Source organism: Planktotalea arctica (genome assembly GCF_002105285.1).
Taxonomy (GTDB): Bacteria; Pseudomonadota; Alphaproteobacteria; order Rhodobacterales; family Rhodobacteraceae; genus Planktotalea; species Planktotalea arctica.
This window is the reverse complement of sequence record NZ_MUHR01000005.1, coordinates 383,854-405,659: the sequence shown is the minus strand read 5'-3', so window position 1 is coordinate 405,659 and position 21,806 is coordinate 383,854. Positions and strand designations below refer to the sequence as shown.

At 57.8% G+C, this 21,806-nt stretch carries 17 protein-coding genes, 1 pseudogene and 1 riboswitch; of the genes and pseudogenes, 12 read left to right on the top strand and 6 right to left on the bottom strand.

Annotation, left to right across the window (positions count from 1 at the left end; all coding sequences use genetic code 11):
* Window positions 1-64: 64 nt before the first annotated feature.
* A complete protein-coding gene (locus B9P63_RS06590; RefSeq protein ID WP_085307743.1) occupies window positions 65-586 on the bottom strand; it encodes a gamma-glutamylcyclotransferase in 522 nt (173 codons plus the stop codon).
* A 58-nt stretch (window positions 587-644) separates the two neighbouring features.
* Between B9P63_RS06590 and B9P63_RS06585 the strand changes: the two genes are divergently transcribed.
* Window positions 645-1,643 (top strand): DUF2125 domain-containing protein, encoded by a 999-nt coding sequence (locus tag B9P63_RS06585; protein ID WP_085307742.1) that lies wholly within the window; start codon window positions 645-647, stop codon window positions 1,641-1,643.
* Here B9P63_RS06585 and B9P63_RS06580 read toward each other — a convergent pair.
* Window positions 1,640-2,077, bottom strand: coding sequence for a 6,7-dimethyl-8-ribityllumazine synthase (locus B9P63_RS06580; RefSeq protein ID WP_085307741.1), 438 nt, complete (start codon window positions 2,075-2,077; stop codon window positions 1,640-1,642). The two genes, B9P63_RS06585 and B9P63_RS06580, sit on opposite strands and share 4 nt — an antisense overlap.
* Window positions 2,078-2,150: 73 nt before the next feature.
* Window positions 2,151-2,286, bottom strand: a riboswitch (FMN riboswitch).
* Window positions 2,287-2,368: 82 nt separating this feature from the next.
* On the opposite strand from B9P63_RS06580, the gene B9P63_RS06575 reads away from it, so the two are divergent.
* Window positions 2,369-3,658 carry an acetylornithine deacetylase/succinyl-diaminopimelate desuccinylase family protein gene (locus B9P63_RS06575; protein ID WP_176219114.1) on the top strand — a complete coding sequence of 430 codons (1,290 nt, stop codon included), beginning with the start codon at window positions 2,369-2,371 and terminating at the stop codon, window positions 3,656-3,658.
* A gap of 76 nt (window positions 3,659-3,734) precedes the next feature.
* Here B9P63_RS06575 and B9P63_RS06570 read toward each other — a convergent pair.
* Window positions 3,735-4,714 (bottom strand): annotated as a pseudogene (locus B9P63_RS06570) (transposase).
* Between the two features lie 80 nt (window positions 4,715-4,794).
* Entirely contained in the window at window positions 4,795-6,060 is a 1,266-nt protein-coding gene (locus B9P63_RS06565) for an Hsp70 family protein (protein ID WP_085307740.1), read from the bottom strand.
* A 135-nt stretch (window positions 6,061-6,195) separates the two neighbouring features.
* Here B9P63_RS06565 and B9P63_RS06560 point away from each other — a divergent pair, with 135 nt between their 5' ends.
* The gene (locus B9P63_RS06560) at window positions 6,196-7,674 is read left to right on the top strand and encodes an ABC transporter substrate-binding protein (RefSeq protein WP_085307739.1); all 1,479 of its coding nucleotides are present in this window, start codon (window positions 6,196-6,198) and stop codon (window positions 7,672-7,674) included.
* A gap of 35 nt (window positions 7,675-7,709) precedes the next feature.
* On the opposite strand, the gene B9P63_RS06555 is transcribed toward B9P63_RS06560, so the two are convergent.
* Window positions 7,710-8,822, bottom strand: a complete 1,113-nt coding sequence (locus B9P63_RS06555; RefSeq protein ID WP_085307738.1) for an acetoin utilization protein AcuC — start codon at window positions 8,820-8,822, stop codon at window positions 7,710-7,712.
* Window positions 8,823-8,897: 75 nt separating this feature from the next.
* Between B9P63_RS06555 and B9P63_RS06550 the strand changes: the two genes are divergently transcribed.
* Genes B9P63_RS06550 through B9P63_RS06510 form a run of 9 tightly spaced genes read left to right on the top strand, consistent with a single transcriptional unit; the run spans window position 8,898 to window position 18,161 of the window.
* Window positions 8,898-9,845: an ABC transporter permease gene (locus B9P63_RS06550; protein WP_085307737.1), complete on the top strand. Its 948-nt coding sequence runs from the start codon at window positions 8,898-8,900 to the stop codon at window positions 9,843-9,845.
* Entirely contained in the window at window positions 9,842-10,660 is an 819-nt protein-coding gene (locus B9P63_RS06545) for an ABC transporter permease (RefSeq protein ID WP_085307736.1), read from the top strand. Before B9P63_RS06550 ends, B9P63_RS06545 begins: the two co-directional genes overlap by 4 nt.
* Window positions 10,657-12,258: an ABC transporter ATP-binding protein gene (locus B9P63_RS06540; RefSeq protein WP_085307735.1), complete on the top strand. Its 1,602-nt coding sequence runs from the start codon at window positions 10,657-10,659 to the stop codon at window positions 12,256-12,258. The genes B9P63_RS06545 and B9P63_RS06540 overlap by 4 nt, the downstream gene beginning before the upstream one ends.
* Window positions 12,245-13,699 carry an aldehyde dehydrogenase family protein gene (locus B9P63_RS06535; RefSeq protein ID WP_085307734.1) on the top strand — a complete coding sequence of 485 codons (1,455 nt, stop codon included), beginning with the start codon at window positions 12,245-12,247 and terminating at the stop codon, window positions 13,697-13,699. The genes B9P63_RS06540 and B9P63_RS06535 overlap by 14 nt, the downstream gene beginning before the upstream one ends.
* Window positions 13,692-14,234, top strand: a complete 543-nt coding sequence (locus tag B9P63_RS06530; protein WP_139816217.1) for a hypothetical protein — start codon at window positions 13,692-13,694, stop codon at window positions 14,232-14,234. Before B9P63_RS06535 ends, B9P63_RS06530 begins: the two co-directional genes overlap by 8 nt.
* Complete coding sequence (locus B9P63_RS06525) at window positions 14,218-14,958, top strand: SDR family oxidoreductase (RefSeq protein ID WP_085307732.1); 741 nt, start codon at window positions 14,218-14,220, stop codon at window positions 14,956-14,958. Before B9P63_RS06530 ends, B9P63_RS06525 begins: the two co-directional genes overlap by 17 nt.
* A 49-nt stretch (window positions 14,959-15,007) precedes the next feature.
* Window positions 15,008-16,012, top strand: coding sequence for a P1 family peptidase (locus B9P63_RS06520; protein WP_085307731.1), 1,005 nt, complete (start codon window positions 15,008-15,010; stop codon window positions 16,010-16,012).
* A gap of 3 nt (window positions 16,013-16,015) precedes the next feature.
* Window positions 16,016-16,825: an alpha/beta fold hydrolase gene (locus B9P63_RS06515; protein WP_085307730.1), complete on the top strand. Its 810-nt coding sequence runs from the start codon at window positions 16,016-16,018 to the stop codon at window positions 16,823-16,825.
* Window positions 16,812-18,161 (top strand): tetratricopeptide repeat protein, encoded by a 1,350-nt coding sequence (locus tag B9P63_RS06510; RefSeq protein WP_085307729.1) that lies wholly within the window; start codon window positions 16,812-16,814, stop codon window positions 18,159-18,161. The genes B9P63_RS06515 and B9P63_RS06510 overlap by 14 nt, the downstream gene beginning before the upstream one ends.
* 57 nt (window positions 18,162-18,218) lie before the next feature.
* On the opposite strand, the gene dnaE is transcribed toward B9P63_RS06510, so the two are convergent.
* Window positions 18,219-21,719, bottom strand: coding sequence for a DNA polymerase III subunit alpha (gene dnaE, locus B9P63_RS06505; RefSeq protein ID WP_085307728.1), 3,501 nt, complete (start codon window positions 21,717-21,719; stop codon window positions 18,219-18,221).
* Window positions 21,720-21,806: the final 87 nt, after the last annotated feature.

Sequence of the window (21,806 nt, the reverse complement as noted above, 5' to 3'; positions counted from 1 at the left end):
ACACGTTTCTTATTTCGCATCAGGTTAGGCGTTTTACGCGCCCAAGCCAAGGGTTATGCGAGAGTTATGCGCAAAGCGCGCGAACACGGTGCGAGAGCCAGTTCAGGTCTGCATCCTCGATGCCAAGGTCTGCCAAGTGTTGCGCTGTATTATGCAGATATTCAGTGTTGGGGCCACGCCCGCCAACGGCGGTGGAAATGATCTGCGCCTGCTCTTCCAGATCGAGATGGCAATATTGATCATGGGCCGGATCGATCACATAGCTGACCGCTTCAACCGTTTCGCCGCCGACCATTTGCACGGGCAGATCACGCTCCAGATAGGCCGAGGAAACGAGCTCGCGCTCGCGCAGATACGCCAGCGTTTGCACTTCCAGTCCCGCCTTGACCTTGAAGGCAACCCCTTCGCAGCTTGCGCCGCTCATCCCGTCCAGCGCCAGCACCAGCCCCGGGTGCTCTACGGTGCCGCGATGATGGATCGAACGCATGCAAAAGCTGCGCGCGTAGTCCTGCATCATCGCGATTTTCTTGTCTTCGAACGCGAACCCCGGGTTCCACAACAACGATCCGTACCCAAACACCCACATCTCACTAGTCCTTTTCAGCTTGCTGCCTTAAACACCACGCGAGCATAAGGGAAAAGAGATGAAACGACTGTTATTTGTGATCATCACGGCCGCAGCACTTTACGCAGGCTATTGGTTTTTTGGCGCAAATGGCGCGACTGCCGGTTTCGAGCGCTGGTTTGAGGAGCGCCGCAGCGAGGGCTGGGTCGCGGAGTACACCAGCATCGAGACGCGCGGTTTTCCGAGCCGGTTCGACACCACGATCAACGATATTTCGCTGGCAGACCCAGATACGGGCGTCGCCTATGCCGCGCCGTTCTTGCAGATTTTCGCGCTTAGCTACAAACCCCAGCATTTGATCGCGGTCTGGCCAAACACACAGAGCATCGCCACCCCCTTTGGCAAGGCCGCGATCACCAGCAGTGATATGCGTGCCTCCCTGATTGTGACGAAAAGCGCGTCGCTCGCGCTGGAAAAGGCGAATTTTGTCGCTGAGGACGTAAGCGCGGCGGTAGACGCCAGCGCAGCCTATGGCGCAACACGCATGCTTGTCGCGGTGGAGCGGGTCGAGACAACGACCAGCACCTATCATTTCGGGCTCGAAGCGCGTGATGTGGCCTTGCCTCAACCCAAAGGCGTACGCCTTGAAGCGGGGCTCTTACCCGAGACGCTCGAGCACGCGCGCGGCGATGTGACGGTGCGGTTCGACAAACCTTGGGACGTGAGCGCGCTGCAAGCTGCGCGTCCGCAGCCGACGCGGGTTGAGGTGAAGTTGATCGAAGCGAAATGGGGTCAGCTTGATCTGCGCCTTGCGGGGGCCTTCGATGTGGATAGCGCAGGGCGCGCGAGCGGCGAGGTGACGATCAAAGCCCAGAACTGGCGCGATATTCTAGCGCTTGGCGTGGCGAGCGGCGCAGTGCCGCAGCAATTGCAGCGCCCTATGGAGCAAGGCCTGTCCTTGCTCTCAGGTCTGTCCGGCAATCGCAACACGCTGGATCTGCCGCTGACGCTGGATCGCGGTCAGATGAAGCTGGGGCCGATCCCGATTGGTCCGGCCCCGCTGTTTCGCTTGCGTTAGGCGTAGTGCATCAGCGTCTGACGCACGGCCTGCGCGGCCTCTGCGCCTTTTTTAACGAAGTGATCGGTGTAGAACCCGATATGCTCAGCGGTGGGTTGGAAGTGGTGCGGCGTAAGCGAGACAGAGAAAGTGGGCACGCCTGTGCTCATTTGTGCTTCCATCAGCCCGTTAACCACGGCAGCGGCCACGAAATCGTGGCGATAAATGCCGCCATCCACGACTAGCGCCGCACAGACCACAGCATCGAAATCACCCGACACACCTAGTTTTTTGGCCAAAAGCGGCATCTCGAACGCGCCCGGCACATCAAAGGCAGTGATTTGAACCGTCGCATCAACGCCGTCCATATCCGCCTCAAAGCCGACAAGCGCGCGATCAACGATCTCGGCATGCCATTGCGCTTTGATAAACGCTATTTTCAGTTGTTTCGTCATTTTGGAACCTTTGTTTTAGACGTACAAAAGCCCCAGAGCATCGCATTGGCCTACCTGCCCGTAAGGACATGCACACCGCTCTCTTTCATCCGGACTTTCACCGTCGGCCCTGGAATTCCACCAAAGTCTGCTGACCCCTCACGTTTTAGCAAAGGCGCTCGCGGGCTATCACCGCCGGTAGGGACTTTCACCCTGCCCTGAGAACAATGACTTGGTGGCACGGGATGCGAGGTCTTGCAAGACTTGGCGCGCCGCGTCACTCTGGGTTTTGTGGACATGCGGAGGGATGAGATGAGCGATGTGCAAAGCCGACTTGCGGCACGGATCGAGGCCAAACGCGAGAATTTGATCGCGCTGACGCAGGATTTAATCCGCATACCGACGCTCAACCCTCCCGGTGAAAACTACCGCGAGATTTGCACGTATTTGGGCGAACGCATGTCGCGTAGTGGCTTTACGATGGAAATGGTGCGCGCAGAGGGCGCGCCAGGGGATTGCACCAAATATCCCCGCTGGAACGTGGTATGCCGCCGCGAAGGAACACGCAAAGGGGAGTGCGTTCACTTCAATAGCCACATCGACGTAGTTGAGGTCGGCGCAGGCTGGACATTTGATCCCTTTGGCGGAGAATTAAGCGACGGAAAAATATATGGGCGCGGAGCCTGCGATATGAAAGGCGGCTTGGCCGCCTCGATCATTGCGGCGGAAGCGTTTGTTGAGGAATGCCCGAATTATGCCGGTGCCATTGAGATCAGCGGCACGGCGGATGAAGAAAGCGGCGGCTACGGCGGCGTGGCCTACTTGGCGGAAAAAGGGTTTTTCGCGCCGTCCCGCGTGCAACATGTGATTATTCCAGAGCCGCTAGGCGTTGATCAAATCTGCCTTGGTCATCGTGGCGGTTGGTGGGCTGAAATTGAAACATTCGGCGAAATTGCCCATGGCTGCATGCCCTTTCTTGGCGATTGCGCCGTGCGCCACATGGGGGCGGTGCTCGAAAAGTTCGAGGACACGCTCTACCCAGCCATGGCCGCACGCCACACAGAAATGCCAGTCATTCCGGAGGGTGCACGCCAATCCACGATGAATATCAACTCGATCCATGGTGGCCAGAATGAGCAGGCGGAGGGCAGCACGGCCTTGCCCTCACACTGCGTACCGGACAGTTGCCGCATCGTGATTGATCGCCGCTATCTGGCCGAAGAAAACCACGCGGGCGTCAGCGGTGAGGTAAAAGATTTACTCGAAGAACTGCGCGTCACGCGACCCAATTTCGAATATGCGATGCGCGAACTCAATCACGTTGCGCCCTCGATGACCGATAAAGAAGCGCCCGTTGTGCAGACTGTCGCGCGCTCGATCGAGGCGGTGATGGGCAAAAAAGTACGCTACGTTGCGTCCCCCGGAACCTATGATCAAAAGCACATTGACCGGATTGGAAAGCTGAAGAATTGCATCGCCTACGGACCTGGCATTTTAGAGCTGGCGCATAAGCCTGACGAATATGTCGGCGTCGAGGATATGATCGATAGCGCCAAAGTTATGGCGCACGCGCTCGCACAGCTTTTGATGGGCGAGTGCTAAGGGCTGATTCAGAGGAAAACACCGTGTTGCTAGCTCAGAAATTGGCGTCTTGAACGGGGCTCGTGCGCCTTTCCTATCAGGCTTTGCGCGTTTGCTGCAGTTCAGGAAAGATCCCTCTCGTGCATTGGCCCGGCCAATACCCTGACGGGCAGTGCTTGGCTAGTTTGCGGAGGTTTTGGGCGGGCGCGACGAGGTGGAATTCATCATTCGCGCAGCATGGGCCGCGTAATCGCGGCCTTCGCCGCCCGAGAATGCGTTTGAGGGGGGCAAAGAGCATTTCCACCTTCTTTCTGAGCCGCATCGAGATGACATATTGTTTGGTTTTGGCGATGTCGCGGGCAACCTGACGGGTGCCTTCATGTTCTTCGCGGGTGATTGATCGGAAGTCGGCATTTAGGCAGCATTTTGCTTTTGATGGGCACGCCTGACACGTCAGTTTCAGGGCGCGATACTTGGCGACGCCTTTGCCGTCCGGGCCCCAGTTGGGATCAGAACAGTTCCGACGGAACTGTTTGAGTGATTGGTCTTCTGAACAGACATATTGATCGTTCGCTGGATCCCAGTCGAAGTCAGTTCCGTTCCAAGTGCCGTCGGTGCGGCCAGCCTTATCAATCACCGGTATATGGGGTGCGATCTTGCGATCCACCAACCAGCCCAACATCGGGCCGGAACCGTAAGCCGTGTCTTCGATGATGCGTTCAGGATGCAGATTAAACGTGTCTTTAACCCGACCCGGCATCGCGCGCACAGACCCAACTTCAGCTTGTCGGATCGATGTTTTGGCCTCAACGTCGACGATGACACTATAGTCCATATCGATGAGGTGATTGGTAGAATAGTCAAAGAAAGCGTGCCCTTTGCGGGCTGAAGCCCACTGGCTGGCGGGATCGGAATGAAGCGCGCCACAGTCGTTTTAAACAAGTGACGCAAAAGATCACTGTCACGGAAACGCCCATGCCGGTCCTTTGAACGTAGCAGGTGATCTTGCGGAACATGATCTTCAATCAAGGACTCATAAAACAACGCGCCTTGCGCCTCTTGCTTCGGTCCCAACATCGCCATTTCCTCCCAATCCATAAGGAAAGTGAATCAGCGGTAGCACTTCAAATCAACAAGAGTTTTCCAACAAAATAGGCTCAGGGCTGCCATTCGCCAGAGGCTTCAGCAAGGCCCTCGATGATCCCCGTGAGCGCGGCGCCATGGTGGACTTCGGCATCCGGAAAAGCGTCTGAAATGGCAGTTTGCACGACTTGCATGAGGCTGGAACCACCGACCAGAATGAGGTGCGTGACGCTTTGGGCCTGAACGCCTGCACCCTCCGTGCAGGCAAGTGCAGTCTCGGCAATCTGCACGGCAGAGGGCTGCAAGGAATGCTCCAGCGCAAGCGCGTAGAGCGGCGCGCTCAGCCCCTTTTCCAGAGCACCGAGGCGCATATCGACTTGCGCCAATGGCTTGCTGTTAAGCGCAATCTTCGCGGCCTCGACAGCAAAGGCAAGATCATGACCGCGCTCATCGTCCAGCACACGTACAAGTCGGGTCAGTTTTTCTGGTGCCGAGGCGTATTTTAGCAAATCCTTGGCAGCGCGGCGGGTATCGGGCGTATAGAGAAACGGGATTTTTTGCCATGTGGCGAGGTCCGCGAAAATCGCGTTGGGCGCTTGATGGGTTTGATCGCCAAAAACGTGGCGGATCTGACTACCCCGCCCCATCAGCGGCATCACGTGATCGAAGCTAAGCAAACGGTCGAAATTCGTGCCGCCAAGGCGCAGACCTTCACTGCGAAGCGTGTTAATGCTGCCGTCCGCTTTGGTGCGAAACAGGGTAAAATCCGAGGTGCCACCCCCGATATCTATCACGAGGCCTAGATCACCCGCCTGCAAAATACGTGCCTGCGCACGCGCCGCCGCCTCGGGTTCGTTCATAAAGCGGACTTCCGCAAAGCCCGCTAGATGATAAGCCTCACGCAGATCCGCCAATGCCTGCATGTCGCGCGCCTCATCCGCATGAAAGCGCACAGGGCGACCCGAAAGCGCCTTGGTGAAGAGCATGCCTGTTTCACACTCGGCGCGCGTCTTTATCTCTGACAAAAAGCGCGCGACGATCTGAAGATAGCTCATCCGCTTGCCTAGAAACATGCCGCTTTCGCGGATCAGCGGCGTGCCAAGCAAGGATTTGAGCGCGCGCATGTAGCGCCCCCATGCGCCCTCGAACAGAGCCTGTTCGGCCTGAGAACCGAAAGCCACCGTTTTGTCCTCGAAATCGAAGAACAGCGCGGTGGGTAGGGTTTGCTTGCCCAGCTCCAACTCGATCAACCGAACCTTGCCCTGCGCAAATACGCCTACGGCCGAGTTGGACGTGCCAAAATCGATGGCCAAAACTGCGCCGCTTTGCTCTTTACTCATGCCCTGCCTCGCCAAAAGCAGCGATTTACAAAGAGAGCGCGCGCCCCGCAAGCCCTGATTTGCGCGCAATCTTTGGCTAGCCAGACTTGGGCGAAGTGGCTAACCTTCTTTTCAAACAAACTTCGGGAGTCTCAAATGTCCAACCTTCGCACGCTCTTTTTAGGTGTAAGTGCCGCTGCCTTGCTGGCAGGTGCAGCCTTTGCCAAATCCGATATCACGGTCGCACTGCAACTGGAGCCGCCACATCTTGATCCGACGTCCGCAGCCGCAGGCGCGATCGACAGCGTGCTTTATTCCAACGTCTTCGAGGGGCTGACGCGCTTCATGGCCGACGGCTCGGTTGTTCCGGGCCTTGCCGAGAGCTGGGAAATCTCTGCCGATGGTCTGAGCTATACGTTTAAACTACGCGCCGGTGTTACCTTCCACGATGGCACGGCGATGGACGCAGATGATGTGAAATTCTCGCTCGATCGCGCGCGCGCAGAGGACAGCACAAACGCGCAAAAGGCGCTTTATGCAGGCATCACGGATGTCATGGTTGTCGACCCGATGAATGTGAAGCTGACGCTAGCGGAAGCGAATGGTTCCATGCTGTTTAACCTTGCGTGGGGCGATGCAGTGATCGTCGCGCCCGAAAGCATCGAGAACATCAAACAGATGCCCGTTGGCACAGGCGCGTTCAAATTCGTGAACTGGGTGCAGGGCGACAAGATCGAATTGGCGCGCAACGATAGCTATTGGGGCGCAGCCCCCGCGTTAGAGACGGCGACGTTCAAATTCATCTCTGATTCGACAGCCGCCTTTGCCGCCGTCATGGCGCAGGACGTAGACGTTTTCGCAGGTTTCCCGGCCCCAGAAAATCTGCCGCAGTTCGAAGCTGATCCTCGTTTTCAGGTCCTCGTCGGCAGCTCGGAGGGCGAAACGATCCTGTCCACCAACAACAAAATGCCACCCTTCGATAACATCAAAGTGCGCAAAGCGCTTGCTCATGCGATTGATCGCCAAGCGATCATCGACGGTGCGCTGTTCGGCTATGGCACCCCCATCGGCACGCATTTCGCGCCGCACAATCCCGATTATGTGGACCTGACCGCCATGTCGGCCTTTGATCCGGCAAAGTCCAAAGCGCTGCTGGCCGAAGCGGGTCTGCCCGACGGATTTGAAACAACGCTGCACCTGCCGCCCCCCTCTTACGCGCGGCGCGGCGGTGAAATCATCGCGGCTCAACTGGCTGAGGTCGGCATAAAGGCCGAAATCATCAACGTGGAATGGGCGCAGTGGCTGGAGACAGTATTTCGCGGCAAGACCTTCGGCTTGACCGTGATCAGCCACACAGAGCCGTTCGATATCGGCATCTATGCGCGACCCGATTATTACTTTCAGTATGACAATCCCGAGTTTCAAGCGCTTATGACCAAGTTGAATGCAACCGCCGATCCGGCAATGCGTTCCGATATGATCGCACAGGCGCAAACCACGATTTCGCAGGATTATGTGAACGGCTATCTTTTCCAACTGGCCTTCCCGACCGTCGCGGATGCCAAGGTGCAGGGCCTTTGGGAGAACGCGCCAACGCAGGCGACCGATCTTACTGGCGTATCATGGTCGAATTAAGCGGGCCTCGAATTTTCTAGAAAATTCGCACTCCCCTAAGAACGCGCGCGCAATACTTTAATGCGCGTGCGTATTTCGTTGCGTACAGGGCCTTCGTTGGGTTGATCCGCAAGTGTTCTAAACCAATGTTCCGGCGGATTGCGCCCTCTAGAATTTCCCTCAAAACTTAACCCACGCAGAACTCTTTCAGGCCTTGCATCCATAAATTCAGGCGCATCGAAACCATTGAGCACGCCCCAAACCCGTGTCCAGCAACGCCCAACGCTCCATGGGTTATAGCCTCCTCCACCCAATACAAGCAACCTTGGCGCAAGCCCCATCAAAGCATGAACGACCTCCACATGGGCGTTATTGGACAGGGATAAACGCGATAGCGGATCTTCCTCAATTGCATCTGATCCACATTGCAGCACAATCGCTTCGGGTGCAAAATACTCAATCAAGGGCAGGATCAATTCGTGCAAAACCATCCGCATTTCGCTGTCATTGAATCCACGCGGCACAGGCAAGTTGAACGCACTTCCACCAGCAGCCTCTTCAAGTGCACCGGTAAAGGGCCAGCGCTTTTCCTCATGCACAGAAATCATCCGCACCAACGGATCACCCCTAAATCCGACCTCCACCCCATCGGGGTGATGTGCGTCAATATCGACGTAAACGACGCGCCCGGCACCATGGTGCTGCAGCGACTTGATCGCAAGAACAGGATCATTGAGATAGCAAAACCCGTTTGCACGATCCGGCATGCCGTGATGTGTGCCACCGCCGGGAACATGCACAATGCCGCCATGCGCCAGCAATTCACCCGCGAGCATAACACCGCCTGCGCCCGTCGCAGGGCGACGAAACATCTCGCCAAACACAGGATTGGAATGCGTGCCCAAATGAAATTGCGAGCGCTCCGCAGCGCTCACATCGCCGCGCCGCTCTGCCCTTGCGAGCGCAGAAACATATTCTGGCGTGTGGAACGCCCAAAGCGCCTTTGGCTTCGCGCGCGGCGAGGTCACGTATTGCGCATCGGGCAACCAGCCAAGCGCACGGCTAAGGTCCATCACGGTCGATACACGCGGCACGCGCAAAGGGTGCGCCCCGCCATAGGACGAACTGCGATAAATTTCCGAGCCGATAAAAAGCGGGCGTTGCAACATTCCCCTCACATACAACGCATCCGCGCCGCGACAAGCCCTCTGGACCCTGCCACGCCTCTCGCCTAGCGTACCCGAATGCTGCGCTATTCGCTCAAAAGATTGCTGTCCCTCGTGATCAGCCTGATCATCGCCAGCCTCGTCATCTTTCTGGTGATCGAGGTCGCGCCAGGTGATCCAGCGAGCTTTATGCTCGGGATAAACGCGCAGGAGGATACGCTCGATGCGCTGCGCGAGGAACTCGGCCTGAACCAGAGCAAGCTGGAGCGCTATCTGTCATGGACGTTCGGCATGTTGCAGGGCGATTTTGGCACGTCATACACTTATCGCACGCCAGTCGCAGACATGGTGGCAGACCGGCTTTGGGTCTCGCTTCCTCTTGCATTGTACGCACTCGCGCTATCGACTCTAATCGCCTTTCCTGCTGGAATTTACGCCGCCTCGCGGCGCGGCGGCGCGGGCGATGTGAGCATTATGGGTGCCACGCAGCTTGGCGTCGCGATCCCGAATTTCTGGTTTGCGATGATGCTCGTTTTGGTATTCGCGATCAACCTGCGCTGGTTTTCAGCCGGCGGTTTTCCGGGTTGGGACGAGGGTTTATTCACTGGCTTCAAAGCGCTCACACTACCTGCGATCGCGCTGGCCTTGCCCCAAGCTGCGATCCTCGCGCGGGTCATGCGCTCCTCCCTGCTTGATATCCTGAACGAGGATTTTATCCGCACCGCCCGTGCGAAGGGCTTGAACCAACGCCAAGCCCTTTGGCGTCACGCGCTGCGCAACGCGCTCATTCCTGTGCTCACGATCATCGGTCTGCAATTCTCGTTCCTGCTCGCAGGGTCGATCATTATCGAACAAGTTTTCTATCTCCCCGGCCTTGGACGGCTTGTCTTTCAATCCATCTCGCAGCGCGATCTGATCGTCGTCGAGAGTGTCGTGATGCTGCTCGTGTTCGCCGTAATCATGGTGAATTTCATCGTAGATCTCGCTTATGCGTGGGTCGATCCACGACTGAGATCGCGCACATGACCTCGCGCAATCTGATCATTGGCGGTGTGCTATCAGCAATCTTCATTGCGGCAGCGCTTGTCAGTTTCGTCTGGACGCCCTTTGACGTCACGCAGATGAACATTCCCAATAAACTCAAGACGCCCAATGCTGCGAACTGGCTCGGCACCGATCACTTCGGCCGCGATATTTTCTCGATGATCATGGTCGGTGCGCGCACGTCCATTGCCGTTGCGCTGATCGCAGTCGGTATTGGTATGAGCATTGGTGTCCCTCTTGGCCTCGCAGCCGCAGCGCGCCAAGGCAGTCTGCTGGACGAGGTCATCATGCGCGGCAACGACTTGGTCTTTGCCTTCCCCTCACTGGTAATCGCGATCCTGATTACCGCTGTTTTCGGCCCCGGCGCAGTGAACGCGATCATCGCCATCGGCATTTTCAACGTCCCCGTTTTCGCGCGCCTCACTCGCAGCGCCGCGCTACCACTGTGGCAACGCGAATTCATCATGGCCGCGCGTGTCTCGGGCAAAGGCCCCGCACGCATTTCCATGGAACATATCCTGCCCAACGTCACCAATTTGCTGATTGTGCAGGGTACGATCCAGTTCTCGCTCGGCATCCTCGCCGAGGCCGGGCTATCCTATGTCGGCCTTGGCGCGCAGCCACCGCTGCCAAGCTGGGGGCGCATGCTGGCGGATGCGCAGACCATGGTCAGCTTTGCACCTCACCTCGCGCTCATCCCCGGCGGTGCGATTATTCTCACGGTGCTTGGCCTCAATCTCATGGGCGATGGCCTGCGCGATCTGCTTGATCCCCGCATCAGAGTGGAGCGCACATGAGGCTCTTGAGCATAGAAAACCTCTGTCTCAGCATCCATGCTCTGAAGATTTTGAAGAACGTCAGCCTCGAAGTCGCCAAGGGTGAAATCGTCGCGATCACCGGTGAAAGCGGCTCTGGCAAGTCGCTTACCGCCTTTTCCGTCATGCAGCTCTTGCCACGTGGAACTGCCGCAACTGGCTCGATCAAACTCGATGGAACGGAACTGCTGAACACTCCCGACGCCAACATGTGCAAACTGCGCGGCAATGATATCGGGATGGTGTTCCAAGAACCCATGACCGCGCTCAATCCTTTGATGAGCATCGGCGATCAGGTCATGGAAACCATCCTGCTCCACACAGATGCCAGCCGCGAAGAGGCGCGGCACCGTGCCGAAAAGACGTTGGCGCGCGTCGGCCTTCCCCCCGAAAGATACAGCCTCGCGCGCTTTCCGCACGAGCTTTCAGGCGGCCAACGCCAGCGCGTCGTTATCGCCATGGCCATCGCGCTGCGCCCGCGCCTGTTGATCGCGGATGAGCCAACAACCGCGCTCGATGTCACCACCCAGGCGCAAATTATCGACCTCTTGAAAGACCTCGTTCAGGACTTTGGCATGGGTCTGTTGATGATCACCCACGACCTTGCCGTGGTTTCCAATATGGCCGACCGAATTGTCGTCATGCGCCGCGGTGAAGTTGTGGAAACGGGCGAAACCAAAACGCTCTTCGCAAACATGCAGCACGATTACACCAAGGCGCTTTTCGCCGCCTCCGCCCACGAAGTGACGCTGCCAAACAACATCCCATCAGACGCGCTTTTGATCGTCAAAGACGCGGTGCGCGATTACCCCAAACCGCGCACCAAACTCTTCGCCCCACGTGAATATACGCGTGCAGTCAACGCGGTCAGTTTCACGCTCAAAAAAGGCGAGCGCATCGGACTGGTTGGGGAAAGCGGCTGCGGGAAATCCACCCTCACCCGCGCAATCCTAGGGCTTGAACCGCTGCAAGGCGGCTCCATCACGGCCTTCGGTCAAGAGGTCGGACCAGATATGCCCCCTGCCCTGCGATCCGGCTTGCAAGTGGTGTTCCAAGACCCGTACGGCAGCTTCAATCCCCGCCACAAAGTCGCGCGCATCATCACCGAACCGTTCCATTTGCTCCCCGATCCACCACGCGGGCAAGAGCGCAAAAACCGTATCAGCGAAGCCCTTATCGCGGTAGGCCTACACCCTTCTGACGCGGACAAATACATCCACGCGTTTTCAGGCGGCCAGCGCCAACGTATCGCCATTGCACGCGCGCTGATTATCAATCCCGAACTGATCATTTTCGACGAAGCTGTCAGCGCGCTAGACGTATCGATCCGCGCGCAAATTCTTGATCTGATTGCAGAGCTGACGCAGACCCATGAGCTAAGCTATCTCTTCATCAGTCATGATCTATCCGTTGTGCGCACCATAACCGACCGCGTTTTGGTGATGAAAGACGGCGAAATTGTCGAAGACGGCGAAACACGCCAAGTCTTTAAAAATCCGCACCACCCCTATACCGCTAGCCTTATAGCCGCCGCCCCGACCCTTCCAGATGTGAAAGCACTTGCCGATGCCCCTGACTAAACTTCCGTTCAATCCCTGCCATTGCCTGATCGACGGCACATGGCGCGCGCCCGTATCCGGCCAGACCATCGCCTTGATAGATCCCTCGGACGGCAGCGAGTTAACCCAAATCGCGCGCGGCCAAAGCGATGATATCAACGCGGCAGTCAATGCTGCGCAAAACGCTTTGAGCGGGGAATGGGGACGCAAAACGGCACTGGAACGGGGCCGTATCCTCACAAAAATCGGTCAACTCGTCCTTGAAAACGTCGATTTTCTCGCCGAGCTAGAAGCCCGCGATGTGGGCAAACCCTACGCCCAAGCGCGCGCAGATGCTGTCGCGCTGGCACGTTACATGGAGTTTTACGGGGGTGCTGCGGACAAGGTTCACGGCGAAACCATTCCATATCTCGACGGCTATACCGTCTACACATTGCGCGAACCCCACGGTGTCACGGGCCATATTGTGCCATGGAACTACCCGATGCAAATCATTGGCCGCTCTGTTGGCGCGGCATTGGCGATGGGCAATGCCGCGGTTCTGAAGCCAGCGGAAGAAGCCTGCCTCACCGCCCTCATGTTCGCCGAAATCGCGCGGCAAGCGGGCTTGCCAAACGGCGCGCTCAACGTTGTCCCCGGACTTGGCGCAGAGGCGGGTGCAGCCCTCTCATCACATAAAAACGTCCAACACATCTCTTTCACAGGCTCCGTGGCGACAGGAGCTCTGGTGCAGCAGGCCGCTGGTGCAAACGTCATCCCAGTCACGCTGGAACTTGGCGGCAAATCCCCGCAACTCGTGTTTGAGGATGCCGACCTCGCTGAAGCGCTGCCCTTCCTCGTCAACGCAGGCATCCAGAACGCGGGTCAAACCTGCTCTGCGTCATCGCGCATCCTTGTTCAGCAAAGCCGCTATGAAGAGGTCGTCGCAGCCATGTCAGAACGCTACAAAGCGCTCAAAGTCGGCCCCGCGATGGACGATCTCAATCTCGGCCCTCTTATATCTTCCCGTCAAAAAGACATTGTAACAGGGTTCTTAAAGCTAGGCGAAGACCTGCAGATCGCCGCCACAGGCCAAGTCGCCCCCGATGCCCCCAAGTCAGGCGCATACGTCGCGCCCCATCTGCTGCTCTGCCCTGATCCCAACCACCCGCTCGCGCAGCAAGAAATCTTCGGACCCGTCCAAGTCGTCATCCCGTTCAAGAACGAAGCTGACGCCCTGAGAATAGCCAACGGCACCGATTACGGCCTTGTCGCGAGCATCTGGACCGAAAACGGCGCACGCCAAATGCGCCTCGCAAAAGCGCTGAAATCCGGCCAAGTCTTCATCAATAACTATGGTGCAGGCGGCGGCGTCGAACTTCCCTTTGGCGGTATCGGCAAATCCGGACATGGCCGCGAAAAGGGTTTTGAGGCGCTCTACGGCTTCTCCACGCTCAAGACCGTTGCTGCCAAACATGGCTAGGCTCGCCGTCTTCATCCTTTTGTGTTTCTGCGCGATGTTCGCGGCTGCCGCCTTCGGCGTGCTGCACAATCAGATCAGCTTTACCATTGGTGCGAGCTATTTCTACGATGTCAAATTCGCGCAATTCGATATCGACCCCGTGCTGCAGAACCGCATTGGTGCGGGCGTCGTCGGCGCGATGGCAAGCTGGTGGATGGGCCTGCTCATGGGTCTACCTGCCTTCGCACTCGGCCTGTTCACACAAGCGGGTCGCCGCCGTTACTTCCACGCGGGCCTCAATGCGATTTGGGTCGCCACATCTATCACTGGCATCGGCGCTTTTGTCGGCCTCTCTTTTGGCTATATCGCCGATATAAACACGCTGGTGGGCTACCTGCCGATGATCGATGCCTTTTCCGATCCCATCGGTTTTGTGCGCGCCGCGATCATGCACGAAGCGAGCTATTTCGGCGGAATCATAGGCGCGCTCGCCGCGCTATACGTCATGTGGCGTGAGCGCCCCAAACAAGGAAACGACAATGCGACTACAAAATAAAACTGCCATCGTCACAGGCGCGGGATCCGGCTTTGGCGCCGGCATCGCGCGCAAATTCGCCGCCGTGGGCGCGCATGTCATGGTCGCGGACATCAACGCCGATGCAGCCCAAGCCATCGCCGCAGAGATCAACGGCACACCCTGCACGGTCGATGTCAGCGACGGTGCCAGCGTTCAAGCCATGGCAGATCTCGCCATAAAGGAAATGGGCCATGTGGACATTATCGTTAACAACGCCGGCGTCACCCACCTGCCCGCCCCGATGGAGACCATATCAGAGGATGATTTCGACCGCGTTTTCACTGTAAATTGCAAATCCGTCTACCTGATTGCGCGCACGTTCAATCCCCAAATGAAGACGCGCAAATCCGGCTCTATCCTCAACGTCGCTTCCACTGCAGGGGTAAGCCCGCGCCCCAATCTCAACTGGTACAACGCCTCCAAAGGCTGGATGAATACCGCCACCAAAACCATGGCCGTCGAACTCGCCCCATTTGGCATACGCGTTAACGCGCTGAACCCCGTAGCTGGTGAAACCCCGCTCCTTGCCTCCTTCATGGGCGAGGACACGCCAGAGCGGCGCGCACAATTTCTCTCCACCATCCCCATTGGCCGCTTTTCCACGCCCGAAGACATGGGCAACGCCGCCTGTTTCCTGTGCTCGGACGAGGCCAGCATGATCACCGGCGTGTGCATGGAAGTCGACGGTGGACGCTGCATCTAGCCCATTGCTTCATCTTCCCAAATAAACTTCCGCCGGAGGCTCCCGCACCATGCAACCAGGCCCCAAAAATCTGATCACCGATGTGCAAGGCCTCAAAGTTGGCCATGCCCAGGACGCGCGCTTAAAATCAGGCACGACCGTGCTGACCGCTGACGCCCCGCTCACCTCCTCCGTCCACGTCATGGGCGGCGCGCCGGGCAGCCGTGAAACCGATCTGCTCGATCCCGACAAATCTGCCCCCGGCGTGGATGCTTTTGTCCTCTCCGGCGGCTCCGCCTTCGGCCTCGATGCCGCAAGCGGTGTAATGCAGGGGCTACGCGATATGGGCCGCGGCTTTGCGGTGCACACCGCGCGCGTGCCCATCGTTCCTGCCGCGATCATCTTCGACCTGATCAATGGCGGCGACAAGAACTGGACCACCAGCCCTTATCCAACGCTCGGAGAAGCAGCGCTTTGCGGCGCCGACGCCACCTTCGACCTCGGCTCGTTTGGCGCAGGCACAGGTGCAAACAGCGCGATGCTCAAAGGCGGCACAGGCTCGGCATCCTTGGTGCTGGACAACGGCATCACTGTCGGCGCGTTGATGATCGCCAATCCCATCGGCGCGGTCACCACACCGGGCGAGCGGCACTTCTGGGCTGCGCCATTCGAGATCGACGGTGAATTTGGCGGCCTTGGCCCTGATCCGCAAAGCGGCCTCGGGCGTGATATGAAATCAGACAAGATCACCGCGATGATGCGGCAGGCCAACACCACCATCGGCATCGTCGCGACCGACGCCAAGTTAAGCAAAGCGCAGTGCAAACGCATGGCGATCGCCGCGCACGACGGGATCGCCCGCGCTTGCATGCCGGCCCACACGCCGATGGACGGCGATCTGATTTTCAGCACCACAACAGGCGCGAAGGAATTGGCTGCGCCTGATCTGGAACTCGCGATGATCGGCCATGCCGCTTCGCTCTGCGTGGCACGTGCCATCGCGCGCGCAATTTATGAGGCGACGCCCGCGCCCAATGACATGCTGCCGACCTGGCGCGCCAAGAACGGGGTGTGAGCGGTGCCGGACCTTCAACTGCCAGATATCAACCTGCATTATAAAATCGACGGCAGCGGCCCGCCATTGATCCTGATCGCAGGCATGCTCAGCGATAGCGCAAGTTGGGGGCCACTCATCGCGCCGCTTGCAGCAAAGCACGTCGTTATCCGGCCAGACAACCGCACAACTGGGCGCACGACGCCCTCTCTTGCACCAACCGCACCAGAGCAGAACGCGCGCGATATTCTCGCCTTGATGGATTATCTCGACATCCCCAAGGCGCATATCATCGGGCATTCCATGGGCGGCTATATTGCTGCGGAACTTGCGGCTTTGACACCGGAGCGCGTCAACACACTCACCCTCCTATGCAGCGCGCCAATCAACCTGCCACGCTCTTGGCATCTGTTCCAGAGCTTCTACGATATCCGCAAATCCGGCCCCGAAGGGCTGTGGCTGCGCAGCCTGTTTCCATGGCTCTTTCACCACCGCTTTTTTGACAAGCCCGAGCAAATTGAGGGCGCGATCGCCGCAAGTCTCGCCTACCCTCATGCGCAATCCATGAACGCGATGCAGCATCAACTCGACGCGCTCAAGCGCTACGATCCGCAAGGGCTAATCCAGCGCATCAAAGCACCAACCCTTGCACTACTTGCCCAGAGCGATCTGATCGTGCCCTACCAAGAGGCACTGGACCTCCTTGGCCAAATCACACAAGCTGACATTCAGACCATCCAGAACGCAGGCCATTCGATCCACTGGGACGCGCCGCAAGCGGTACTTGACGCCCTCATACCCTTCCTGAAGGAGCACAGCGATGAGCACGGATAGATTTGGCAACGTTTTTACCGAAAGTACCCCCGAGACAGCGCAGGCCATAGACGATTTCACCCACGGTTTTCTCGCCTATCAACCCAAAGCCGCCAACGTCCTCGCCGCCGCTGAGGCGCAGCCCGAACATGCACTCATCAACGCTTACGCAGGCATGCTCTGGATGTTCCTCGAGGCCCCTGTCGCCGCGCAAAAGGCAGCGCCATTTATCGCCAATGCACAGGCAGCCAAAGCGCCAACCGCACGAGAGGCTTCATGCGTGCAGATCGCTGCTACTTGGGTGGACGGCGATCTGCCAGAAGTGATGCGCCTATGCGAGGTACATGCGGATCAGTATCCGCGCGATCTGGTGATCATCAAGCTCGCACAATATCTCTATTTCAATGTCGGCGACTCCCCCGCAATGCTTAGCGTCGCGATGAAAGCGCTGCCAGACGCAAAAGACGACGCCTATGTCCACGGCATGATCGCCTTTGGCCATGAGCAATGTCACAACCTAGAGCAAGCCGAAGAAAGCGCGCGCCGCGCGATGGAGATCGAGCCCAACGATGCTTGGGCGCATCACGCGATTGCCCATGTGATGCTGACACAGGGCCGCGTGCTCGAAGGCGTGGCCTTCATGGAGCAACAAGCGCCGCGTTGGGACGGGCTCAACAGCTTCATGTACGCGCACAATTGGTGGCATCTGGCGCTATTTTACATCTCGCTTGGTCAACCTGAAAAAGTACTCGCGACCTACGATGCTCATGTCTGGGGCCTTGAGAAAAGTTTCGCGCAAGATCAGATCGGCGCCGCGTCCTTGCTCGCGCGCATGGAGCTTGCTGGCATAGACGTGGGGGATCGCTGGGGCGATGTTGCCAAGCATATTGAACTGCGCGGGCCGGATACGACTTTGCCATTCCTCACCATGCAATACCTCTATGCTCTAGGACGTGCAGATAGCCCCGCAGCGGATACTTTGATGGAAGCTGTTCGGGCCAAGGCCGCTACGCAAAGTTTTGAGCAGGACGCTTGGCAAAATGTAGCTTTGCCCGCATGCGAGGGATTGCTGGCGCATGCGCGCGGACGCTTTGAGACCACCGTTTCTCAACTCGGCCCCGCCCTGAAACGCCTTACCGAAATTGGCGGCAGCCACGCCCAACGCGATCTGTTTGCGCAAGTCTATCTGGATGCTCTGATAAAAACCGAACGACTGGAGCAAGCGCGCAAAACGATGGAGCGGCGCTTGAAATACGATCCAAATGGCGTTCCGTTAAATCATATGTTGGCAGAGGTTTACGACAAAACCGGCGCGCCGGGAAAAGCCGACGAGGCGCGCGCGCGCTCCTTCATTTGATTTCCTCTCTCGAAAAATCTTCGGCCACAGGCGCGCGATTATTCTAGAATAATCGTATCACACCTCTTCGACCTGCATCACACCATCGAGGCTTTTCAGCGCGCCTTTAATTTGCGGCGTCACAGGGAAGTCGCGCCCCAGATCTACCTCAACCTCGCCGGGCAATCCCGCGTCCATCAGGCAGAGCATGACAGGACCGCGCGCACCCTGTTTCACAGTTTCCTGAGCGCGCATAAGGACCGACGCGATATTGGGCACCGCCCCTGAATTTTCCACGAAAATCTTCAAAGCGGTTTGCCCTGCATCCGCAACAGCCACATCAATCGGTGCCACGGAGCGACCGAGCAATTTAAGTTGATCGCTCTCCATCGTTGCCTCGACAGTGACAACAACCTTTGCTCCAGTTTCCAGATATTCGCGGCACTTATCCAGCGTGTCGGAGAACAGTGTGACTTCGTAAGCCCCTGTCGTGTCGCTCATCTGGGCAAAAGCAAAGCGGTTGCCGCGCGCCGATTTACGCTCTTGGCGCCCCGCAACCACACCTGCGAGTTTGGCAACCAATGCGCCGCTTTCAGCCTTGGCAGTGATCTCGTCCAGCGTCATCACGCCTTTGCGTTTAAGCGGTGCCATATAGTCATCGAGCGGATGGCCGGACATGTAAAACCCGACCGCACGGAACTCCTCGTTCAAGCGCTCTGCGGGCATCCAATCAGAAACAGGCGACAGGCGCGGCTCTGGCAAATCATCCCCCGCCTCGCCAAACAAGGACACCTGACTGGAATTCTTTTGCTCGAAAATTGCTTGGGAATAATTCACCAAACCATCAAGGCTGTCGAACATGCGCCGCCGGTTCGGATCAAGCTGATCGAACGCCCCAGAGCGCGCGAGCATTTCAAGCGGACGTTTGCCCACACGTTTCAAATCAACGCGGCGCGCCAGATCGAAGATCGTCGCAAAGGGCTTGTCGCCACGTCCCTCAACGACGAGCCTCATCGCCTCGACGCCGACGTTTTTGAGCGCGCCAAGCGCATAGACCAGCGCGCCATCGGCCACCTTGAACGTCGCATCCGAGCGGTTCACGCAGGGCGGAACCCATGGCAGATCGAGGCCCTTTTTGACCTCCTCGAAATACACACCAAGCTTATCCGTGAGATGAATATCGCAGTTCATCACGCCGGCCATAAACTCGACCGGATGGTTCGCTTTCAGCCACGCGGTTTGATAGCTGACCACTGCATAGGCCGCCGCGTGGGATTTGTTGAAACCGTAGTTGGCAAACTTCTCCAAAAGGTCGAAAACTTCCGAGGCTTTCTTGGCAGGAACGCCATTTTCCTTGGCACCCTTTTCGAACTTGGGACGTTCTTTTGCCATTTCCTCGGCGATTTTTTTACCCATCGCACGGCGTAGCAAGTCCGCGCCGCCAAGCGAGTAGCCAGCCATGACCTGCGCGATCTGCATCACCTGTTCTTGATAAACGATGATACCTTGGGTTTCCTCAAGAATGTGATCAATAAGCGGATGCACCGACTCGCGTTCTTTGAGCCCGTTCTTCACCTCGCAATAGGTCGGAATATTCTCCATCGGACCGGGGCGGTAGAGCGCCACGAGGGCAACGATGTCCTCGATACAGGTCGGCTTCATCCGTTTCAGGGCATCCATCATGCCCGAACTTTCCACCTGAAACACCGCAACAGTCTTTGCACTGGCATAGAGCTTATAGCTCTTTTCATCGTCCAGCGGGATCGCACCGATATCGTCTACTGCGCCCGCGGGCGGGCTGTATAACTCAGTCCCGTCCGCCGCAATATGAAGCTGGCGACCACCTGCGGCAATCTGCTCCATCGCGTTCTGGATCACTGTGAGAGTCTTCAAACCGAGAAAGTCGAATTTGACAAGGCCCGCTTGTTCCACCCATTTCATATTGAACTGGGTCGCGGGCATGTCCGAACGCGGATCTTGATAGAGCGGTACGAGCGCATCAAGCGGTCGATCCCCGATCACAACACCCGCCGCGTGGGTCGAGGCGTTGCGCAGCAGTCCCTCGACTTGCTGGCCGTAATCGAGCAGGCGTTTAACCACCTCCTCATTGCGCGCTTCTTCGCGCAGGCGCGGCTCGTCCGCGAGGGCCTTTTCGATGGAAACCGGTTTGACACCCTCGACAGGAATCATCTTGGACAGGCGGTCCACTTGCCCGTAGGGCATCTGCAAAACGCGGCCAATATCGCGCACGGCAGCTTTAGAGAGCAGAGCACCAAAGGTGATGATCTGACCCACTTTATCGCGACCATATTTCCCTTGCACGTAGTGAATCACCTCTTCACGGCGATCCATACAAAAGTCGATGTCGAAGTCCGGCATGGACACACGTTCGGGATTCAGGAACCGCTCGAACAGCAAGGAATAGCGCAGCGGATCAAGGTCCGTAACAGTCAGCGCATAAGCCACCAAAGACCCCGCACCAGAGCCACGGCCAGGCCCGACGGGGATACCGTTGTCCTTGGCCCATTGGATGAAATCCGCAACGATCAGGAAGTACCCGGGGAAGCCCATGCCCTCGATGATGCCCAGCTCAAAATCTAGGCGCGCTTGGTATTCCTCGACCGTTACCGCGTGGGGGATCACGGCGAGGCGTTTTTGCAAACCCTCATTGGCAATGCGGCGCAGCTCCGCCACCTCGTCATCGGCGAACTTGGGCAGGATCGGGTCGCGGCGATAGGCTTGGAACGCGCATCGCCGCGCAATTTCAACCGTGTTTTCAATCGCCTCGGGCAAGTCCGCGAACAGCGTGACCATTTCTTCTTGGGATTTGAAATAATGCTGCGCGGTAAGTTTGCGGCGCGGGTCCTGTTGATCCACATAGGCGCCATCGGCGATGCAGATAAGCGCATCATGGGCCTCGTACATCGACGTTTTCGGGAAGTAGACGTCATTGGTCGCGACCAGCGGGATACCCTTGGCATAGGCCATTTCGACAAATCCGCGTTCTGTCAGGCGCTCTGCTTCGGGCAAGCCACCGTTCTCGGGATGACGTTGCAGCTCGACATACAAGCGATCGCCAAATGCCGAGTGCAAACGATCCATCAACGCCTCTGCCGCGGGGCGCTGCCCGCCTTGCAAGAGCTTGCCAAGTGCGCCCTCGGGACCGCCAGTCAGACAGATCAGACCAGAGCTCAACGCATCGAGCTCATCGAGCGTCACCTGCGGGAGCTGGCCACCTTTATCAATGTAGAGGCAACTGTTCAGCTTCATCAGGTTCTCGTAACCCGTTTCGTTCTGCGCAAGAAATACCAGCGGCGCAGGCGTTTTCGCGCGCTCGCCGGGCTGCACGGGCAGATAGGTCAGATCGATCTGGCACCCGATGATGGGCTGCACCCCCGCGCCCGATGCACCGACGGAAAACTCAAGCGCTGCGAACAGATTATTGGTGTCGGTCACGGCCACCGCTGGCATGTCCATGGACTTGCACAGATCGGGCAGCTTTTTCAGCCGTAGCGCGCCCTCAAGAAGCGAATACTCGGTGTGGGTGCGCAGGTGAATGAATCGGGGGGCTTTGCTCATAGCGCGAGAATAGGTTGCGCCAAACGGCGATGAAAGCCCAAAGCCAGAGATGCGCGCAACTAATTACTTAGCCTTTACGCTAACTGT

Bases quoted from the DNA above. Each gene is read 5' to 3' on its own strand.
- B9P63_RS06530 (WP_139816217.1), top strand. From the start codon at position 13,692: ATGGCTAGGCTCGCCGTCTTCATCCTTTTGTGTTTCTGCGCGATGTTC.
- B9P63_RS06520 (WP_085307731.1), top strand. From the start codon at position 15,008: ATGCAACCAGGCCCCAAAAATCTGATCACCGATGTGCAAGGCCTCAAA.
- B9P63_RS06555 (WP_085307738.1), bottom strand. From the start codon at position 8,822: ATGTTGCAACGCCCGCTTTTTATCGGCTCGGAAATTTATCGCAGTTCG.
- B9P63_RS06525 (WP_085307732.1), top strand. From the start codon at position 14,218: ATGCGACTACAAAATAAAACTGCCATCGTCACAGGCGCGGGATCCGGC.
- B9P63_RS06560 (WP_085307739.1), top strand. From the start codon at position 6,196: ATGTCCAACCTTCGCACGCTCTTTTTAGGTGTAAGTGCCGCTGCCTTG.
- B9P63_RS06580 (WP_085307741.1), bottom strand. From the start codon at position 2,077: ATGACGAAACAACTGAAAATAGCGTTTATCAAAGCGCAATGGCATGCC.
- B9P63_RS06535 (WP_085307734.1), top strand. From the start codon at position 12,245: ATGCCCCTGACTAAACTTCCGTTCAATCCCTGCCATTGCCTGATCGAC.
- B9P63_RS06540 (WP_085307735.1), top strand. From the start codon at position 10,657: ATGAGGCTCTTGAGCATAGAAAACCTCTGTCTCAGCATCCATGCTCTG.
- B9P63_RS06510 (WP_085307729.1), top strand. From the start codon at position 16,812: ATGAGCACGGATAGATTTGGCAACGTTTTTACCGAAAGTACCCCCGAG.
- B9P63_RS06585 (WP_085307742.1), top strand. From the start codon at position 645: ATGAAACGACTGTTATTTGTGATCATCACGGCCGCAGCACTTTACGCA.
- B9P63_RS06590 (WP_085307743.1), bottom strand. From the start codon at position 586: ATGTGGGTGTTTGGGTACGGATCGTTGTTGTGGAACCCGGGGTTCGCG.
- B9P63_RS06575 (WP_176219114.1), top strand. From the start codon at position 2,369: ATGAGCGATGTGCAAAGCCGACTTGCGGCACGGATCGAGGCCAAACGC.
- B9P63_RS06565 (WP_085307740.1), bottom strand. From the start codon at position 6,060: ATGAGTAAAGAGCAAAGCGGCGCAGTTTTGGCCATCGATTTTGGCACG.
- B9P63_RS06545 (WP_085307736.1), top strand. From the start codon at position 9,842: ATGACCTCGCGCAATCTGATCATTGGCGGTGTGCTATCAGCAATCTTC.
- B9P63_RS06550 (WP_085307737.1), top strand. From the start codon at position 8,898: ATGCTGCGCTATTCGCTCAAAAGATTGCTGTCCCTCGTGATCAGCCTG.
- dnaE (WP_085307728.1), bottom strand. From the start codon at position 21,719: ATGAGCAAAGCCCCCCGATTCATTCACCTGCGCACCCACACCGAGTAT.